A 16,753-nucleotide genomic window follows, 5' to 3' on the forward strand; every position below is an offset into this window, starting at 1 on the left:
GAGAGCTGTGAGCACCGAGAACGAGGGCTCTGCCGTTCCGCCCGCGCCCGGGCCGCATCCGGCCCCTCCAGCGCCGCACCCGAACCCGGCGGTGCCGCCCGCGCCGGATTACGAGCCGACCGCGGGCACGCGGCCGGGCGCACCGGACGGGCCCATAGGCACCCCCGACGCCGCAGGGTCGCCGGGAGCCCCCGGCCCCGCGCCGTCGGCGCCCCCCGCCCAGCCCCCGTCGACGCCCCCGCCCGCTCCCGCGGCCGTCCCGGCGTCGGCCGGCGCGGGCGACGGGTCAGGCGGCGGCGCGTCCGGCGCCCCGGGCCCCGGCCCGGACGGCGGGCAGCCCAGCCCGTGGTGGTCGGCCGAGGGCGGACAGCCGCACGGCGACCAGGGCGACGGGCAGGGCGGCTCCGGCGGACCGTGGGGGACCGCTCCCGTGCCGCCGCCCTCCAGCCCGTTCGAGCGCAAGCCCCGCGGGCTGGTCGCCGCCGTGCTGGCCGCCGTCCTGGTCGCGGGCGGCATCGGCGGCGGCATCGGCTTCTGGGCCGCCGACCGGGAGAGCGACAGCGGCGACACCACCACCGTCTCCGCCTACGGCAACCCCAAGACCGAGAGCCGCGCGCCCGGCTCGGTGTCGAGCATCGCCAACAAGACCCTGCCCAGCGTCGTCACCATCGAGGCCCAGGGCAACAACGGCGAGAGCGGCACCGGCACCGGCTTCGTCTACGACAAGCAGGGCCACATCCTCACCAACAACCACGTCGTCGCCTCGGCCGCCGACAACGGCAAGCTGACCGCCACCTTCTCCAACGGCAAGCGGTACACCGCCCAGGTCGTCGGCCGTGCCCAGGGCTACGACGTCGCCGTGGTCAAGCTCAAGAACGCCGCGGACGCCAAGCTCGACCCGCTTCCGCTCGGCAACTCCGACCGGGTCGCCGTGGGCGACGCCACCGTCGCCATCGGCGCCCCCTTCGGCCTCTCCGGCACCGTCACCACCGGCATCGTGAGCGCCAAGAACCGCCCGGTCGCCTCCAGCGACGGAGGCAGCGGCAACGCCTCGTACATGAGCGCCCTCCAGACCGACGCCTCCATCAACCCGGGCAACTCCGGCGGCCCGCTGCTCAATGCGGACGGCGGCGTTATCGGCATCAACTCCGCCATCCAGTCCGCCGGCAACGGCAGCGGCCTCGGCGAGTCCCAGCAGTCCGGCAGCATCGGCCTCGGCTTCGCGATCCCGATCAACCAGGCCAAGAACGTCGCCGAGCAGCTGATCAAGACGGGCCAGCCCGTCTACCCGGTCATCGAGGCCACGGTCAACATGAAGGACTCCACCAGCGGCGCCACCATCGCCTCCAACGGCGCCGGCGGCAGCCCCGCCGTCGTCCCCGGCGGCCCGGCCGACAAGGCCGGCCTCAAGTCCGGCGACGTGATCACCAAGCTCGACGACACGGTCATCGACAGCGGCCCCACCCTCATCAGCGAGATCTGGACCCACCAGCCGGGCGACAAGGTCACCCTCACCTACAAGCGCGGCGACAAGGTGTCCAAGGTGGACGTCACCTTGGGGAAGCGCAAGGGTGACAGCTGACGCGCTAGGCTGATCCCCGCGCCATCACGAATGGCGCGGGGAGGCTTGCCCGAGCGGCCTAAGGGAACGGTCTTGAAAACCGTCGTGGCAGCGATGTCACCGAGGGTTCAAATCCCTCAGCCTCCGCAGTGTTTACGGCCCCTGACCAGGCAAGACGGTCGGGGGCCGTCGCCATGCGCACTACCCGCCGGAGACCGCCGTTCCCCATGTTTCCCCGACCGATCGGGCACGGCAGGGGCACGGCCGAACATCGGCTGAATAGGCCCCACGCAGACTACCGATTGATCGGAATCTCGTACACGATCTCGCAGTGAGCGGCGGGTACGACGATGTCCGCCGTCTCCACGGGCCGCCCCTGGTCGCTGTAGTACGTCCGCCGGATGTGCGTGACGAGCGCGGTCTTCTGAATCCCGAGAAGCGACGCCTCCTCGGCGGTCGCCTGCCTCGGCTCCGGCTGCTCCACGGCATGGCTGACGGTGATTCCGATAACGGCCATACGATTCACGACGCCCGCCCCGGCGTGCGGCCCTCCCTCGGGGAGGACGACGAGCGTGCCGGCCGTGAGGTCGTACGGCTCCCAACTCGTCGAGAGCTGCACGGGCCTGCCGTCGGCCAGGAACTCGTACGACGTCCGGACGCACAACTCGCCCTCGGCGATGCCCAGTCGCGCCGCGATCTCCGCCGGGGCGGGAACCTTGGCATCGGTCCGGCTCTCCCAGTCGCCGTGCTTGCCGACTGCCCTCATGTCCGCGCGGAACGGCGACCCTTCAGGCTGCTCGCGCGCTGACGACCGGACAACCCGCACCCGCTTTCGGGGCTCGGCGACGTAGGTACCCGATCCGGCTCGGCCCTCCAGCACACCCTGGGAGATCAGCAACTCCTGCGCCCGGCGGACCACGTTCTCGCCCACCCCGCACTCCTGGCCGATCTGGGCGCGGGACGGCAGACGGTCCCCCGGCTCCCACACATGCTCCGCGATCCGCCGCCGGAGTTCGTCGGCGATGCGGAGATAGGGCGGCTGCTCAGACATATGGAAAATCTAGTCCACTAGCTCTAATCTAGTTAACTAGCTTCACTGAAAGTGATCTCCGGTTGACGGAGGCTGCCCTGTGCCCGCTTCGGGAGTAAGCGCGGCGGCCATCGCCGCCCGGCTGTCCGCCGTCGGGCTCCCCACGCGCGTGGAGGAGCACGCCCGATTCACATCGGTCGAAGCGGAGGTGCCGGAATCACTCTCCGCCGAGTCATGGAAGGAGGTCCTGGCGGCGCTGGCCGAGGCCGATCGGTTCGGGCTCCTCGCCACCTGCCGGAACGGCCGCACTCTCCGGGCGGTCGTAAACAAGCCGGTCCCCACGACGGGCGATGTCGGGGGACCGAGCCATCAGCGATAGGAGCTGATTCAGCGTGCTCAACCGTATCCGCCGCGCTGCTTCCCTCACCAGGGCGCGGCACGTCTCCAAGGGCAGGCACCGCCGCCCCTCAACGCCCTCCCGACCGCCGGTCGCTCCCGCCGCGTCTGCGCCCGCAGACGAACCGACGGCCGTCCTGAGCCGGGCCTCCGACCGGGCGGGGCACCGCTACTCGCTCACGGCCGAGGAAACCGCGCTCGTCCGCCCGTACGTGCTGGCCTGGGAAAGGCGCCCACGACGGCACCCGACGGTTGTCGTCGCTCCCCATCTGCCGACTGCGGCCCGGTCGGCTCTCCTGAGGGCCAGCTGATGCGCTCTCGACGGCACACCCACAGTCCGGCCGCCCCCTACCGCTCGCCTGCCTGCCGGATCGGCACACACGACCCTTGCACGGAGTCCTCCCCAACTTCGGCGCCGGTGGACGTGCCGTTGATCTACGAGGCGTGCGCATGCCCGTGTCACTCGGCGTCTGACCAGGCCCGACCAGCAGAGGCGAAGCAATGAGCGGCAGGGCACCCGGCGGCGCGCCGACATCCAGTAGCGAGACCCACCGAGAGGCAGATGCAGGGATGACGGCACATCACGAACTGAGGCTTCTCCCGTGGGCGGGGCCAGAGGGCAAGCCGTGCTACCTGGACACCGATGACCGGGAAGGCTACGTGTCCCGCTTGGCGGACCATATCGAGTCGGTGCAACTCGGGATGGCGGCCGAACTGCTGGAGCAGTCAGTTCAGGTACTCGATGATGAGACCGAAGATGCGGAGAAACTGAGGCTCGTCGCCGCGCAGTTGGCAGGCGCACTGCGGGACGTGCTGTGCGTGGCGACCAGCCGCGGGCACCGTTTGGTAACGCCTGAGTAGCACCCTCAAGGGAACGCCTGGTCGACTTGCCACGGCGGGTACTGGCTGGCAGTCAGGGCAGTACAGCAGGGAGTCTCGGATACCTTCCGAGACTCCCTGCTTTTCTCTTGGCGATGCACGGTCGGCCGATCGCTTTCGCCCTAGCCTTGCTCCCCCTGTCCACCTCGACTCTGCTGGTGTCGCGCCCTCTCTCTGAGCAAGAAGGGGACCTGAGCTTGGGGAGCTTGGGTGCTTCAGGGCTGGTCGCGTGGCTGACCTGGAGCGGAGTGGGGTTGGGCAGACGTCGACTTCTGTCCTGGTCCCCGGTGTCCCCCGTGGTCCTCGCACGTGAGGCCGGAAGTACGGACGGTCCACGGATCGCGGTCAGCGGTGTTCGATTCCCAGACGGGCGATCGCAGCCCCCTCCGGCCCTGGGCTCCTGAACCCCAGTCATGCGCTCGGCGAGTACAGTAGGGCGAAGGATTAACTACCGTCAGAAAATTGGGTACTTAGAGGCGTGACCGGGCGAGGGTACAGAGGGTGAGCGAGGAGGACCTTCGCCGCAGGGGTCTACCGGCAAGCGCGCTGAAGGAACGCGTCAGCTACATGACGCTCGGCCTTCTGGCTGCTGGGGCGGGCTGCTTCCTCAGCGATCCTCAGCTGGACTATGACTGCCTAGACGTGACAGTCATCGGCTCCGGTCCACACCAGCGCCGACGTCCTCGCTTCGATGTGCAGATCAAGGCGAGCAGCGTGGGTGGCGCAGCGCGCGCCCGGGCAGGTGGAGACTTCTCGATCTCACTGCCGCGTGACCAGTACGAGAACCTGCGGGCGCCAGCATTCCTGCCGATCAAGTTCGTGGCTCACATCTTCCCACGGGGCACCGAGATCCCTCGGGTCGTCACCCAGGGCGATCGCATGATGCTCGATGGCATCATGCTTAGGTCTGACCCTCGTGAGTGGCGCCCGCTGCCCTCAGGACAAGAGTCCGGGGCAGTGCATCTTCGCCGCGAGGACGTATTCGATATCGAGTACATCAAAAGCGAGATCAAAATTCTTGGTGATGGAGGTGGGTGGTGAATCAGAATTCGATGGATGATTTCTACACCCTCGCTTCAATCATTCCTCCAGATCAGGTGTCCCAGTACCTGCACGCCCAAGGCTGGGATCTGTTTGATAGTCGAGATGGCCTTCTAGAAGAATGGGCTGAGCCGACGGCGCCGGAAGGGGAATCCGAGTCCGAGATTCACCTACTGCCCATGAATGTAACATACCGAGACTTCAGGCGCAGGTTCGTCGAGTTCCTCGCGGCAGTTGCCAATTACTATGAAATTGATGCCGCCGAACTGTCTCATCGCATTCGTGTCGAAAGCGCTGACGTACTTCTTTTTCGCCTTTCTCACGATGACGATCACAGTGATTCCGTAGGCATTGACGAAGCCAATGGCGTTTTGCGTGTAGCCCAACGGATGCTGGCAATGTCTGCGCGCTATACCGCCAGCCCAGGTAAAGAGTTCACTGGACGAATGCGGCCAGAGGCTCGAGAGTACGTCGCAAAGCATGTATCACTCGGGCACACACGGAAGGGGAGCTTTATTTTCCCCATCCTTTCTGGTCCACGGAGCGGCAGAGGCCCAGGGGCTCTATTTGCGCGTCGAGTGATGGAAAATCTCGCCGTCGGTCTTCATCGAGTTCAATCGCTTCCTGACGCCGCCTATCCTGCGGTATCGGATGAATTCGCACCCCTAGTGATTGCGCTAGCCGATTCGCTGCAGGCATTCTCTAAGGTTCCAGGATTCCAACTCGTTGACATTTCTTTCAGGTGGGCGTCGGGGCGTAAAATTACTCGCGGCATCCCTGATCGGCCGATCACGCTTGAGTCTGAAATTATTGATCGCATCGCTCTGTCTGGAACTAGGGCAAGGGAATTTCTACAAAGCCGACTTGGTGATAGCAATCGCTTTGAGTTGATGGCGACTAGGAGAATGGCTGATCGTCCTGCGCCCGCTCCATCCTTGCCACCTGCGGAAACCGTAGAAATTAGCGGTCAGGTCGTCGCACTTCAGATCGATGACAGACGGATAGAAGACTGGGGGAGTCGGTATTCATTTGTCCTTCGCTCGGAAAGCCGCGATGAAATTTTTGACGTGCAAATTCCAGTCAGTGAAAGTGATTACTATGCGGCGGTCGAGGCCCGTAACAGTGGGGTAACTACGACTGCTGTGGGCGTCTTGTCGAGAACTGGCAACGGTATCCTTCTGGAAGGTGAGGTCGCTTTCGGTGGCCAGCGGAGGCGATGAAGGCAATGTGATCCGCAGCCTGAATGAGAGCCACGAATATGCAGCTCTCGGCGCCAGAACAATCTCTGCCGCAGCGCCGTAGCGGGGAGAAATTCTTCTCTTCAAGATTATTGTGTGGCAGGCGGTATCTCAATGGATGAGTCGGGGCATGTCTTCTTGCCCTGGGTCTTGCCGGGGATCTTGGTGAGCTGGGTTTTTGCTGGCCAGGGTGACGTTAGTGAGCACCCGAGGGGTCGTCATTGGTCGTCGTTGGCCACTGGCGAGCGAGCGGCCTCGGACGGCCCAGGGACGGCCCAAGTCTTGCGATAGACCCTGCGCGATTGGGGCATCCCAGCGGCAGAACTAGGTGGTTGCCCCCGGCATCGACGGCAGTACCAGTTGACCCGCCGTGAGCGGCCCTGGATGAGACGGAGCGATGTCAGGGGCTACCGGGCGGGAGCGGTGACGGCACTGGGGTTGCTCGACCTGGCTTGGTCGCTTCCGGTTGCGTATCTGAGCAGGCACTCGACGGGTCGACAATCGAGACAGTCTGAGTAGGCTTGATCGCGAACCGTGCCGTTGCCGCCTGATAGGACGCTGGAGCGACAGTGGGCAATCCCGATGTACCGCCGCCAGAGGTCCCTGGCCAACCCTTATGGTCGCCGTTTGACGAATACCTCTGGCACTCATGCGACATCCTCGCCGATGTTCTCGAAGGGCAAGTGGCCCGCCGACCAGTTGCGGCCACGACCGCACGACTGCAACACGGAGATCGTGCACTTGCTGTTGGGCTGGGACAACGTCTGACTTGGAGAGCCCTCGGTAGCGGTAGGTACACACACAACAACGTCGCTGCCGTTGGCAGCCCTGGCTTTGTGATCGGTTCCTTGGTGGGCTCTGCGATCGGGAACTCCGCTCGCCGTCGTCAGGCAGCGCGTGATGCCCAGCCACGGTGGATAGCGGACGGGGCAGGCGAAGTCACGCTCACGCTGCAAAGGCTCCACTTCGCACACACTGCCGAACTCGACCTCGACTGGCGGGCGTTGAGTTCCATCGATCTTGTAGCCGCTGATGTTTTCCAGACGAGCTTCGTCAACACTCGCGGTTCCCAGGCGACGATTCGTGTGCAGACGCCGTGGGCGTCGCTTGCCTTCGCCCTAGCTGCGATCACCGCGTTCCCGGCCCATCCGCGTTTGCTCACCCGCAGCTGGCTTCCTCCAGACTTCGGGCAACGGTGTGCCCGAGTAGGCCGTCCATGCCGGCCGGCTGCGCATCTCGCACTCCGGGCAAGCGGCACGTAGCAAAGTCAGTGCTGGCGCTCCCTTTGGTGCCATCGCCCCCAAGACGACACAGAACAGAGCGCTCAGAAGACGGCAGGACCTGCCCAGCAGGAGCTATGGGCTTGGGAATCACGGGGCCTGGCAGACGGAAAACCGACTGTGACCTGGGGAAACGGGGGCTTGGCAAGGGCCTGGCAGGTGTCCTTGAAGTCTGTGATTGACCGTGGTTTACCGACCGATCTGGCACGGATCTGGCACGCTCTTCTCCGCTGACAACTGAAAAAATCGTGTGCATCTTCATCGTCGATGTCAGTGCTGTGGCCGACGAGCGGGGGCTACATGCACGGCACCCCCGGCGCCAGCAGCAGTACAGGCCCTAGTTCCTCGCTGAGCCTCCTTGATCGAACTACCATCCCGGCCTGCGAGGGTCGAATTGGAGACCCGCTATTCAGCGAGAAATATCTGCCTGGAAGTTGCAGATGTGATGATGCGGGTCAAGTCCTTCATGAACTGCTCGCACTTTACCGTGTGCGCCTTGAACATTCCCGAAGATATCCGATCTTTGCGACTTCCGTGCGCGATATCATTGCGAGCATTCTTGACGAACTCGATAGAGCTGTACTGGGCTCGAGAGACTTCATCCATAGGAATAGCTAGCATGTAAAGGCATCGACGCAGCACATCGCGCCCAAGATTCATTTCCATTGATATGGCCGTCTCGGCGGAGATCTCCAAATGGCCGGCCGTCAACTCGTTGAGACGCTGAAGGAAAGACACATGGTTGCGAGCACGCCGGGTCAGTTTCCCCTCTTCCTCTTCCTCATCCTCATTTTCACCCTTGTTCTTCCTAAGGGCGTCAAACTCGGGTCCAAGCGCAGCTGCGAGGAGTTGAGGTTTCAGTTGAACCGCATTCACCTTACGTGAATTAACTACTGAGACGTACAGAGAGAAGGCGTTACGGGTGAAACCTTCAAGATGCGCATACTGCATGACGAGAATTGCCCGCATTGACGAAGCAGACCATTCTGATTCTATGTCACTCCCAAGCAGTCTATTACGCAGATGCCTCAGCTCGTCGAGCCGCCAAGCAAGATCTTCCTCGAGTTGGGCTCTAAGCTCCGCAACATTCAACTCAGTGCTCCAGCGAAGCGATCGGCGAAGTAACGGACCCTAGCTCGGTAGGGAATCCGGTCGTTCTTCCCCCCACCAGTGGCTCGCAAAAATACAGGGTCAGCCTTTCCCGTGCGGACAACCTCTGCAAGCTCAATCATCTGTTCGGGGTTTTCGGGATCCACTCTATCAATCACGCTTTGCAAGCCAATGGCGATACCCTCGAAGTGGAAAACAGAAAACTGCCCCCGCACTTGGTGCTTACGCGGATCATAGCTTCCGAATATCTTGGATCCGTAGTCGAGAATATCCGACACCCGCTTGATTACCAAAAATGTCTTCTCGAAAACTTCTCGCTCTCGGGTGAAATGAAATTCGGTTGGATCTCTCTCGTCAGACACGGCTTCCATGTACTCTGTCAGGAAGTCCGCAACCTCATGCTTGTACTCGTCCCCCTTGTTTTTCAGGGCGAAGAAGCGAAGTACGAGCTCTTGGTCGAACTTGCGAAGAATTGCATTATCATTTACGGATTCGATGCAGTCCTTGAAGTTCTCGTTCTCGCTAAGTTCGACAATGAACTGATTGAAGTCGTTCGAAAGTAGCCGGATGGTGGCATTTCGTACCTCTTGTTCAGTCAGTCGCTCGCCTCCCGTGTTCAGGCGCTTGAACATGTAATAGCGCAGCCGAGGGTCGCTCTCTTTGCGGAGAATTTCAGCCCGGACATAGCTTCGCTTAAGCTTGATTTCTAGCGCACGTGGAAGATCCCGGTAAGTGTGGCCGTTCAATTCTTCGACAATGTCGCAGTCGGACAAGACCAGCGGGGGGAGCACTTTGCCGTCGATCTTCAGCTGTCCGCGGAAGTGCAGGTAGGACGAGAATCTTTGGAGGCCGTCGATTAGCTCGTAGATCCGATCGTCGCGCTCGATGAGAAAAATCGGCGGGATCGGCAACTCAAGAAGCAGCGACTCGATGAACCGTGCCTGAGCGCCTTCAGACCACCGGAACATGCGTTGAAAATCTGGGTCAATGATGAGCTCATTGTCTGTATACATGTCTGCGAGCTCATTAAAGGAGAAGTCCAAGCTTTGGGTGCGGATGGCTGAGATTTTCTCATCCACCGCCTCGATCATCTCGCCGGGCGAAGACGAGTCTTTGTCAGTCATGCTTCCGCCTCGTGAAGGTGATGACGCTTTCCGACACATCGCCCTTCTTGTACGCTCGCGCCGATGTGTTGAGGGTAGTGAGCAATCTTTTAACAGGGAACATTTCATGCTCCTGCAATTCCCAGCCGTACCTTTTTGCCTCTTCGATGCAGATTTCAGCAAGTGGCACCAGGACGTCCTTGTAGTAGGAGTCCTGGACAACGAGATGCATTTCTGCACCAGGTTTGGAGACTCGCGCAGATTCGCGCAGACCAGAATTCAGATCGTTCAGATACTGTTTAGCTTGCTTCATGTAGTAGCTCGACGATGCCTTGCTTGCATGTTGACTGATGTCACTCAGCAGGGCCTCAGCCATGGGTCCCAGGAGGCTCGGTGTCATCGACGCTTGCCGAGTCAAGGTGGTGCCCATCAGTGCTTTTCTCAACGTCTTCTCGGAGAAGACATCAATACCCAGCACTGCCAATTCTCGCGCATAAGCTACGGCATAGTCGATTCGGGTCAGATAGGGAGGTGAAGTGACTATGATGTCAATCGAATTGGTGGCCAGAGGAAGCGCCGCAGAGTCAGCTGTAAGGAGAGAAACCGAAGCGGACGTCCTGGGAACAGAGCTCAATCGACTAGCGAGGAAAACCTGCTCGGAAAAAAATGCCTCGTCAATTTCCGAATGGGTGAAGCAAAGTCGCTCTTCATTCTCGCTAGCTCGCTTTACCCACGTCGGGTTGCTGCCTTCGAAGTGTTTCGTTAGTGAGCGGACAGCCCGGAATGCAGCTACGAGGCCCATTGTGCGGTTCGAGGGGCTAGCATGCTCTAGGTGAGAAGTCCACGCCCGAATGCGCGCTGTGGTGATATCGTCGAACCAGTAGTTCAATGGATCGTTCTGAGTACGAGCTGAGGCACGGATACGCAGAGATGAAAATCTAATAGGTTCAACATTCATTGGAACCTTGCATCGAAGCTGTGCGACGACGCTTGCAACGGGATTGCGGTCCAGGCCGACAACGCTGTGCCCTAGGGTGTTCGCCGCGAGTGTTGTCGTTCCGCTGCCGTTCCACGGATCCAACACCGTCAGGACGCCTTTAAGTTGCGTATTGCTGATGCAGCTTGTAGCCCAATCGAACGAGAACCCAGCGTAATATGGGAAAGCGTCGGCTAGCCCTGCCGTCTCGACCGCCGGCCGTTTAGGGGAAAGGACGCGTCGGGCCCCGTTGCCATTTCCTCCGTCGTGCACAGGAAGGGGTAGGGCTTCCTGAAGGGCGCTGAGGATAGGGCTCCGGCCGGGGACGTCCACTGTCCTTCTCTCTGTCACTTGGGTTGGTGCGCTCGCGTTCGTGGTCACACGGCTGTTTGTGGTCGCCTAGCTGGTCTCCACGCGCCGTAACTGCCACGAGCAGACCATGCTATGGGGCCTGCGGAGCCCAGTCGACCAGCGAGTGCGGTCCGGCAAGCCGCGGCGTAGGTTGGCAGAGCGGCCTTGAGCGGGAGCTGCCATGGTGCGAGAGATCGGGGACCGTAAGCTTCCCGCGACTCGGGCAGCCTCTGAACCTGCGACACCCGCTTTAGGAGCGAGGTAGGCCGAACTGGGGACTCACTTGCGTGTTCGCCACTTGGGTGGGGAGCGGTTCGACTGCCCGTAGTGGTCCGCTGTTCCCCGTGGTTCCCCGCTGGATCTGGCACGCTTGCTCCTGCCCCCGCCTCCGCCTTCACCGCCCCCTAACCACACTCCACCCCGGCTCCCATCCCGTCTGCCGTCGACCCGCACACCGTGGAGCGGGCGTGGTTCCTGGCGTCCAGGTGGAGCGCGCCACTGTACGAACGACCTGGACGCCAGGGGCCGCGCCCGCTCGGCTCTGCCTGGGTCGACGGCAGACGGGAGGGGAGCTCCCCGCGCACGCCACCGATGACTGGCACTCGCGTATGGCGCCCCGTCCATCCCGGAGCCTGAGCGCCCCCGCCGGAGGCATCAATCTCTAAGGGCAAGCGGCTGATTGCTGTGTGCGCGGCACGGGCGGCGGCCGGGCTGGAGCGGGGCGGAGACAGGAGCGCAGGCCCGGCCGGGGGCCGGGCCGCGCGCGGCGAGCGGAGCGAGCCGCCTTGATCAAGTAGGGAAAGTTCTACCGCGCTCTGGTTGGTCGTCTTGGTCGGTCGGTGCCTACTCACGTGAGTAGCACGCAGATACCCTGCTCGTAGATACACGTGCAACTAAAATCAACGACGGCAGGAGCGTGCTGACCGGATGGGACCGAAGTCGGAGCGGGTCTATCTCACGATTCGCGAGTGGATCGCTGCGGGCAAGTACTCGCCAGGTTCCAAGCTCCCGTCCGAGCGCACCCTGTCGGAGGGCCTGGAGATCGGCCGTACGGCCCTGCGTCAGGTGCTGGCCAAGCTCGTTGCTGAGGGCGTCGTCGAGGTCCACGGCCGTAGCTCCTACCGGGTGCCGGATCGGTCAGTGACCACCGAAGCGCCGACGGACGTCGAGCCCTGGAAGATCCACGGTGAGCGGACGGTGTACGACAACCGATGGGTGAAGCTGAACCTCGTCGACGTTGAACCGCCCGGCGTGAAACGCTTCGAGCACCATGTCGTCAAGCTCCACCATGTGGCCATCGCCGCCGTGATCGATGACCAGGACCGGGTGCTCATGATGTGGCGGTACCGCTTCGTCCCTGACTCCTTCGGCTGGGAGCTGCCGGGCGGCATCGTCGATCCGGGGGAGGAACCCCTTCAGGCGGCCTTGCGTGAAGTCGAGGAAGAGACCGGCTGGCGGCCGGATGCCTTGGAGCATGTGGTCACCTACCAGCCCATGGTCGGCATGGTCGACTCGCCGCATGAAATCTTCGTCGGTCATGGGGCGAAGCTGGTCGGTGAGCCGACCGATTTGGAAGAGGCCGGGCACATCGCCTGGGTGCCTCTGTCCGACGTTCCCGGGCTGATGGCTCGTGGTGAGCTGATGGGGTCCGGCACCCTAGTCGCCCTCCTTCATGTGCTCGCTTCGCGGGGTGCCGGCGCGTCGCCTACAAGCGCTGCGTGAGCTGTTCGATCCGGCGCCTGTGACGCACTGACCTGGTGCGACTAGCCACCAGTTGGGCTTGCCGCAGGTGCTTCTGCGCCTGGTCGTGCTCGCCGCGGGCCAGGTGGGCCTGGGCCAAGTCGCAGTGGAGCCCCGCCGATGGCCTGATGAACGTGGGGTCGGTCGTTTCCAGCGCGGCGTACAGGCTGTCAACTGCTTCGGCGTCGCCAATCAGGGCGAGGGCGTTTCCGCGCCACCTGGTGAGGTGGCCTTCGTTGAGGAAGATGCTCAGCATGTCCGGATCGCGGGCGTCTTCTCCTGCGGGCAGGTGTCGCATCGCAAGCTCAAGAGCCTGTCGACACTCGTTCTGAAGCCCAGCTCGGGCGCAGATCTCCGCCTCGGCTGCGTACAGCCAAGCCCTGAGACGCGGAGACATGCTCTTTCCGCCGAGCCGTTGCGCATCTCGGACCAGATGTACCGCCATCTCAGGACGTCCGGCGTCGCAGAGCACGTATGCCTGTTCGGCGGTGGCGTGGGCGAGGTACATGGGCTCCTCGGCCTCCTGGGCGGCGCGTTTCCCCAGCTCGTAGTGACGCCAGGCTCGATCCGCGGCTCCGACGTCGAGGGCCTGCCAGGCAGCCAAGGTGGCTGCTCCGGCCAGAGCCAGAGCGACTGGGCGTCGGGTCTCCGGGAGTACCGCGAAGGTGAGGGCGTCCTCCAGCCGCGTCAGGTGGGCGGTCATCTGGTCGACCAGGCTTGCGGCGCCCATCTGCCGGTCAATGGTCCGGAGCAGTTCGGTCTGGTCCATGAACGTCTTGACCATGGTCAGGCTGACGTTCTTGGCCTCGTCGATCCGCCCTATCAGCTCGTCGTACCCGTCGGCCGTGGCGAGTGCCAGCGGCGACTGTGATCTGCCCGCCAGTTCATCGTCGGTGATCCCGAGCAGCGCGCGGAGGATCTTGGCGTAGTGGCTGGAGATCGTCCGTCGGCCGTTCTCCCACTCCGAGACGTACACTCGCAAATTCGCGGTTGAGGCGACGGTGAGCATGTGCTGGCGCGCATGGCGTTCGATCTCCCGCACAAGACGCTCTTGTGACCATGCCCGTGCCGTCCTCGCTGCTTTGAGTCCACTCATCGCGTACTGCCGCTCCGCGTTGGGGTGTTGAGCCGTAACAGCAGCATGCCTTACATCGGCCCAGGTCGGCAGGGGTTAACGGGTCTGCTGTTAACCCCTTTTGGCTACTGGATCGTTGCTCGACGCGCTTACCTGGAACTGTCGCAGTCAGGCGAGTTGAGATGCCGGGCCAGCGACGGCGCTTGACATCTGATGCGCACCAGATGCAACCTTCTGGTGCGCACCAGTTGGAAGCGCAAACGCTCCGCAGGTTTGCTGCGGCATTCAATCAACGTTCAGGAGCGGCGACCCACCGCCAAGCAAGTACGCCGCTCCCGCCCCTGAAGGGACCCCCATCATGCGTCAGATTCCCGTCGACACGTCCGCCGCGACCGTGATGGTCGCCAAGCCCGCCCAGCCGAAGTTCAAAGGCAACACCCAGCTGATCGCCGGACACACGGCCCAGGCTCGGGCCACGCTGCTGGGAGTCCTCGACAACCTGCCTGCCGACGACGGCAAGCAGCGGACCATCATCCTCGGCGACCTGGCCGCGGTGGAGGCCGCAGCCGGGAGGCCAGAGGAAGCCTGCCGATGGGCCAACGAAGCGCTCGATCAGCTCAGCGTGACCTGGTACGCCGTCGGCATGGACCGGATACGCGACGTCCGCAAGCGGCTGCACGCCTGGCGCGACGAACCGTACGTCCGCAGCCTGGACGACCGGATGTACGGCTGGGGAACGACCGTCAGCGCTCTTCAGCGCTGAGGCTGGCGACCAGCTCCGGCAGCTCGGCGAGGCTGTGAACGCGGAAGGTCGGCACCGCGACGGCATCCGGCTCATCCCACTGGATCGTGGCCCACGGCCCGCGCCGGATCAGCGCCGTCTTCATGCCCACCTTGTCCGCCGGGCGGATGTCGTTGTCCAGCCGATCACCCACGTAAAGGATCTCCTCGGCCGGGCAGGGAGCCGCGTCCGCCACATGCGAGAAGAACGCCGGATCGGGCTTGGACACGCCCCAGTCATCGGACGTGGCGATGAAGTCGGACGGGAGGTCCAGCGAGCGCAGTATGCCCCCGGCCCGCACGGTCTGGTTACCCGCGACACCCACCCACAGACCGGCATCCCGCAGCGCCGCCAGCGACGGCCGGACATCCGCGTACAGATCGCTGTCGTCGAAGTGCTCGGGCTGGTCGGCCTGAGCCCGCTTCTCGCGCTCTTCATGCAGATCGAAACCGGGGCGGAAGACCTGGAACGTCTCGCGGTAGTCCCGACCCTGAGCGATCACAGCACCGAACATCGCCGCGAACGTGTGCCGGGGCACCCCCAGCCAGTCCGCCCACGTGCCGTACTCACGTGTCTCGTTGACCAGGCACTCACCGACATCGAACACCACAGCTCGGATCATGACGAGAACGGTAGGCGAAGCACGCGGCTCGTCCTGTCGGTGGGTGTGAGTTCGCTGATGAGACTTTGGACGCGGGTCTGGATTTCATCACGGATTGGCCGTATCGCCGCAGCGCCCTGCCCAGCCGGATCATCGAGCTTCCAGTCCAGGTAGGTCTTGCCGGGGAAGTATGGGCAGGCGTCGCCGCAGCCCATGGTGATGACCACGTCCGAGGCTTGCACGGCTTCGGCGGTCAGCACTTTCGGGACCTCCGCGGCGATGTCGATGCCGACTTCCGCCATGGCTTCCACCACGGCGGGGTTGACGTGCTTGGCCGGTGCCGAACCGGCGGAGCGGACTTCGATGCGGTCGCCCGCGAGGTGGGTGAGGAAGGCGGCAGCCATCTGGGAGCGGCCCGCGTTGTGGACACAGACGAACAGCACGGACGGCTTCTCGGGGTTCTGGGGGTCAGGCACGGTCGGAACCTTCCTGGGCGGGCGCATGCTCGGCGGTCATGGCGTCGGGCTGAGGGAAGTAGCGGCGGGCGGCCAAGGCCACGTAGACGAGGCCGATCAATACGGGGACCTCGATGAGTGGGCCGACGACTCCGGCCAGGGCCTGCCCGGAAGTGGCGCCGAAGGTCGCGATGGCGACGGCGATGGCGAGTTCGAAGTTGTTGCCCGCAGCGGTGAACGCCAGCGTCGTTGTGCGCGGGTAGTCCAGGCCCACGGCCTTGCCCAGTGCCATGGACCCGGCCCACATCACGGCGAAGTACACCAGCAGCGGCACCGCGATACGGGCTACGTCCATCGGCTGTGAGGTGATCGCGTCGCCCTGGAGGGCGAACAGGACGACGATCGTGAACAGCAGCCCGTACAGAGCGAACGGGCCGATGCGCGGGATGAGCTTGGTCTCATACCAGGCCCTGCCCTTGGCCCTCTCGCCGAGGCGCCGGGTGAGGAAGCCTGCCGCCAGGGGGATGCCGAGGAAGATCAGCACACTGCGGGCGATCTCCCACACGCTGATATCGAGACCGGTCTGTTCCAGGCCGAGCCAGCCGGGCAGCACGGTGAGGTAGAACCAGCCGAGGGCGGAGAAGGCGATCACCTGGAAGACGGAGTTCAGGGCGACGAGGACGGCGGCCGCTTCGCGGTCACCGCAGGCCAGGTCGTTCCAGATGATGACCATGGCGATACAGCGGGCCAGGCCGACGATGATCAGGCCTGTCCGGTACTCCGGCAGGTCCGGCAGGAGCAGCCAGGCGAGCGCGAACATGAGCGCCGGGCCCAGGACCCAATTCAGCACGAGCGAGGGGACCAGCAGACGCCGGTCCCGGGTGACCGTGTCCAGGCGGTCATAGCGGACCTTGGCCAGCACCGGATACATCATCACCAGCAGGCCCAGCGCGATGGGCAGCGAGACGCCGGTGACGGTCACCTTCGCCAGGGCATCACCGAGTCCCGGAACGATCCGACCCAGGCCGAGGCCGGCCGCCATGGCCAGCAGGATCCACACCGCAAGGAAGCGATCCACGAACGAGAGGCGCGCGGCAACCGGAGCGGCCGGGGACGCCGTCATGGGGTGGGCAGCC

At 63.7% G+C, this 16,753-nt stretch carries 16 protein-coding genes and 1 tRNA gene; 9 read left to right on the forward strand and 8 right to left on the reverse strand.

The annotated features are described in order from the left end of the window. Positions 1 to 7 precede the first annotated feature (7 nt). A complete protein-coding gene (locus tag NP777_RS20500) occupies positions 8 to 1,582 on the forward strand; it encodes a S1C family serine protease (protein ID WP_256651620.1) in 1,575 nt (524 codons plus the stop codon). 39 nt (positions 1,583 to 1,621) lie between these two features. Further along, positions 1,622 to 1,708 (forward strand) — tRNA-Ser (locus NP777_RS20505). Positions 1,709 to 1,856: 148 nt separating this feature from the next. Here the strand turns inward: NP777_RS20505 and NP777_RS20510 are convergent. Then, a complete protein-coding gene (locus NP777_RS20510; RefSeq protein WP_256651621.1) occupies positions 1,857 to 2,612 on the reverse strand; it encodes a GntR family transcriptional regulator in 756 nt (251 codons plus the stop codon). Between the two features lie 79 nt (positions 2,613 to 2,691). On the opposite strand from NP777_RS20510, the gene NP777_RS20515 reads away from it, so the two are divergent. The 5 genes from NP777_RS20515 (at position 2,692) to NP777_RS20535 (ending at position 6,913) form a co-directional block, all read left to right on the forward strand. Beyond that, positions 2,692 to 2,970 carry a hypothetical protein gene (locus tag NP777_RS20515; RefSeq protein WP_256651622.1) on the forward strand — a complete coding sequence of 93 codons (279 nt, stop codon included), beginning with the start codon at positions 2,692 to 2,694 and terminating at the stop codon, positions 2,968 to 2,970. Positions 2,971 to 3,557: 587 nt separating this feature from the next. After that, positions 3,558 to 3,848, forward strand: coding sequence for a hypothetical protein (locus NP777_RS20520; RefSeq protein ID WP_256651623.1), 291 nt, complete (start codon positions 3,558 to 3,560; stop codon positions 3,846 to 3,848). Positions 3,849 to 4,367: 519 nt separating this feature from the next. Continuing rightward, a complete protein-coding gene (locus NP777_RS20525) occupies positions 4,368 to 4,907 on the forward strand; it encodes a hypothetical protein (RefSeq protein WP_256651624.1) in 540 nt (179 codons plus the stop codon). After that, a complete protein-coding gene (locus tag NP777_RS20530; protein WP_256651625.1) occupies positions 4,904 to 6,127 on the forward strand; it encodes a hypothetical protein in 1,224 nt (407 codons plus the stop codon). The genes NP777_RS20525 and NP777_RS20530 overlap by 4 nt, the downstream gene beginning before the upstream one ends. Positions 6,128 to 6,772: 645 nt before the next feature. Further along, a complete protein-coding gene (locus NP777_RS20535) occupies positions 6,773 to 6,913 on the forward strand; it encodes a hypothetical protein (RefSeq protein WP_256651626.1) in 141 nt (46 codons plus the stop codon). A gap of 917 nt (positions 6,914 to 7,830) precedes the next feature. On the opposite strand, the gene NP777_RS20540 is transcribed toward NP777_RS20535, so the two are convergent. Genes NP777_RS20540 through NP777_RS20550 form a run of 3 tightly spaced genes read right to left on the reverse strand, consistent with a single transcriptional unit; the run spans position 7,831 to position 10,995 of the window. Continuing rightward, positions 7,831 to 8,517, reverse strand: coding sequence for an MAE_28990/MAE_18760 family HEPN-like nuclease (locus tag NP777_RS20540; protein WP_198279165.1), 687 nt, complete (start codon positions 8,515 to 8,517; stop codon positions 7,831 to 7,833). Next, on the reverse strand, positions 8,514 to 9,659 hold the full coding sequence (locus tag NP777_RS20545) for a DUF262 domain-containing protein (RefSeq protein ID WP_198279166.1): 1,146 nt from the start codon (positions 9,657 to 9,659) through the stop codon (positions 8,514 to 8,516). The genes NP777_RS20540 and NP777_RS20545 overlap by 4 nt, the downstream gene beginning before the upstream one ends. Beyond that, positions 9,652 to 10,995 (reverse strand): hypothetical protein, encoded by a 1,344-nt coding sequence (locus NP777_RS20550; protein WP_256651627.1) that lies wholly within the window; start codon positions 10,993 to 10,995, stop codon positions 9,652 to 9,654. The genes NP777_RS20545 and NP777_RS20550 overlap by 8 nt, the downstream gene beginning before the upstream one ends. Positions 10,996 to 11,892: 897 nt before the next feature. Here NP777_RS20550 and NP777_RS20555 point away from each other — a divergent pair. Beyond that, positions 11,893 to 12,687 (forward strand): NUDIX domain-containing protein, encoded by a 795-nt coding sequence (locus tag NP777_RS20555; protein WP_256651628.1) that lies wholly within the window; start codon positions 11,893 to 11,895, stop codon positions 12,685 to 12,687. On the opposite strand, the gene NP777_RS20560 is transcribed toward NP777_RS20555, so the two are convergent. Further along, on the reverse strand, positions 12,671 to 13,714 hold the full coding sequence (locus tag NP777_RS20560; RefSeq protein ID WP_256651680.1) for an XRE family transcriptional regulator: 1,044 nt from the start codon (positions 13,712 to 13,714) through the stop codon (positions 12,671 to 12,673). The genes NP777_RS20555 and NP777_RS20560 overlap by 17 nt on opposite strands. 424 nt (positions 13,715 to 14,138) lie before the next feature. On the opposite strand from NP777_RS20560, the gene NP777_RS20565 reads away from it, so the two are divergent. Further along, complete coding sequence (locus tag NP777_RS20565) at positions 14,139 to 14,543, forward strand: hypothetical protein (RefSeq protein WP_308405178.1); 405 nt, start codon at positions 14,139 to 14,141, stop codon at positions 14,541 to 14,543. Here NP777_RS20565 and NP777_RS20570 read toward each other — a convergent pair. The 3 genes from NP777_RS20570 to arsB form a co-directional block, all read right to left on the reverse strand. Next, positions 14,524 to 15,183 (reverse strand): HAD family hydrolase, encoded by a 660-nt coding sequence (locus NP777_RS20570; protein ID WP_256651629.1) that lies wholly within the window; start codon positions 15,181 to 15,183, stop codon positions 14,524 to 14,526. The genes NP777_RS20565 and NP777_RS20570 overlap by 20 nt on opposite strands. Then, the gene (locus NP777_RS20575) at positions 15,180 to 15,566 is read right to left on the reverse strand and encodes an arsenate reductase ArsC (protein ID WP_391858547.1); all 387 of its coding nucleotides are present in this window, start codon (positions 15,564 to 15,566) and stop codon (positions 15,180 to 15,182) included. The genes NP777_RS20570 and NP777_RS20575 overlap by 4 nt, the downstream gene beginning before the upstream one ends. 64 nt (positions 15,567 to 15,630) lie before the next feature. Further along, positions 15,631 to 16,740: an ACR3 family arsenite efflux transporter gene (gene arsB, locus NP777_RS20580; RefSeq protein WP_256651681.1), complete on the reverse strand. Its 1,110-nt coding sequence runs from the start codon at positions 16,738 to 16,740 to the stop codon at positions 15,631 to 15,633. Positions 16,741 to 16,753 lie beyond the last annotated feature (13 nt).

The sequence above is a fragment of the Streptomyces rugosispiralis genome (assembly GCF_024505145.1).
GTDB lineage: Bacteria > Actinomycetota > Actinomycetes > Streptomycetales > Streptomycetaceae > Streptomyces > Streptomyces rugosispiralis.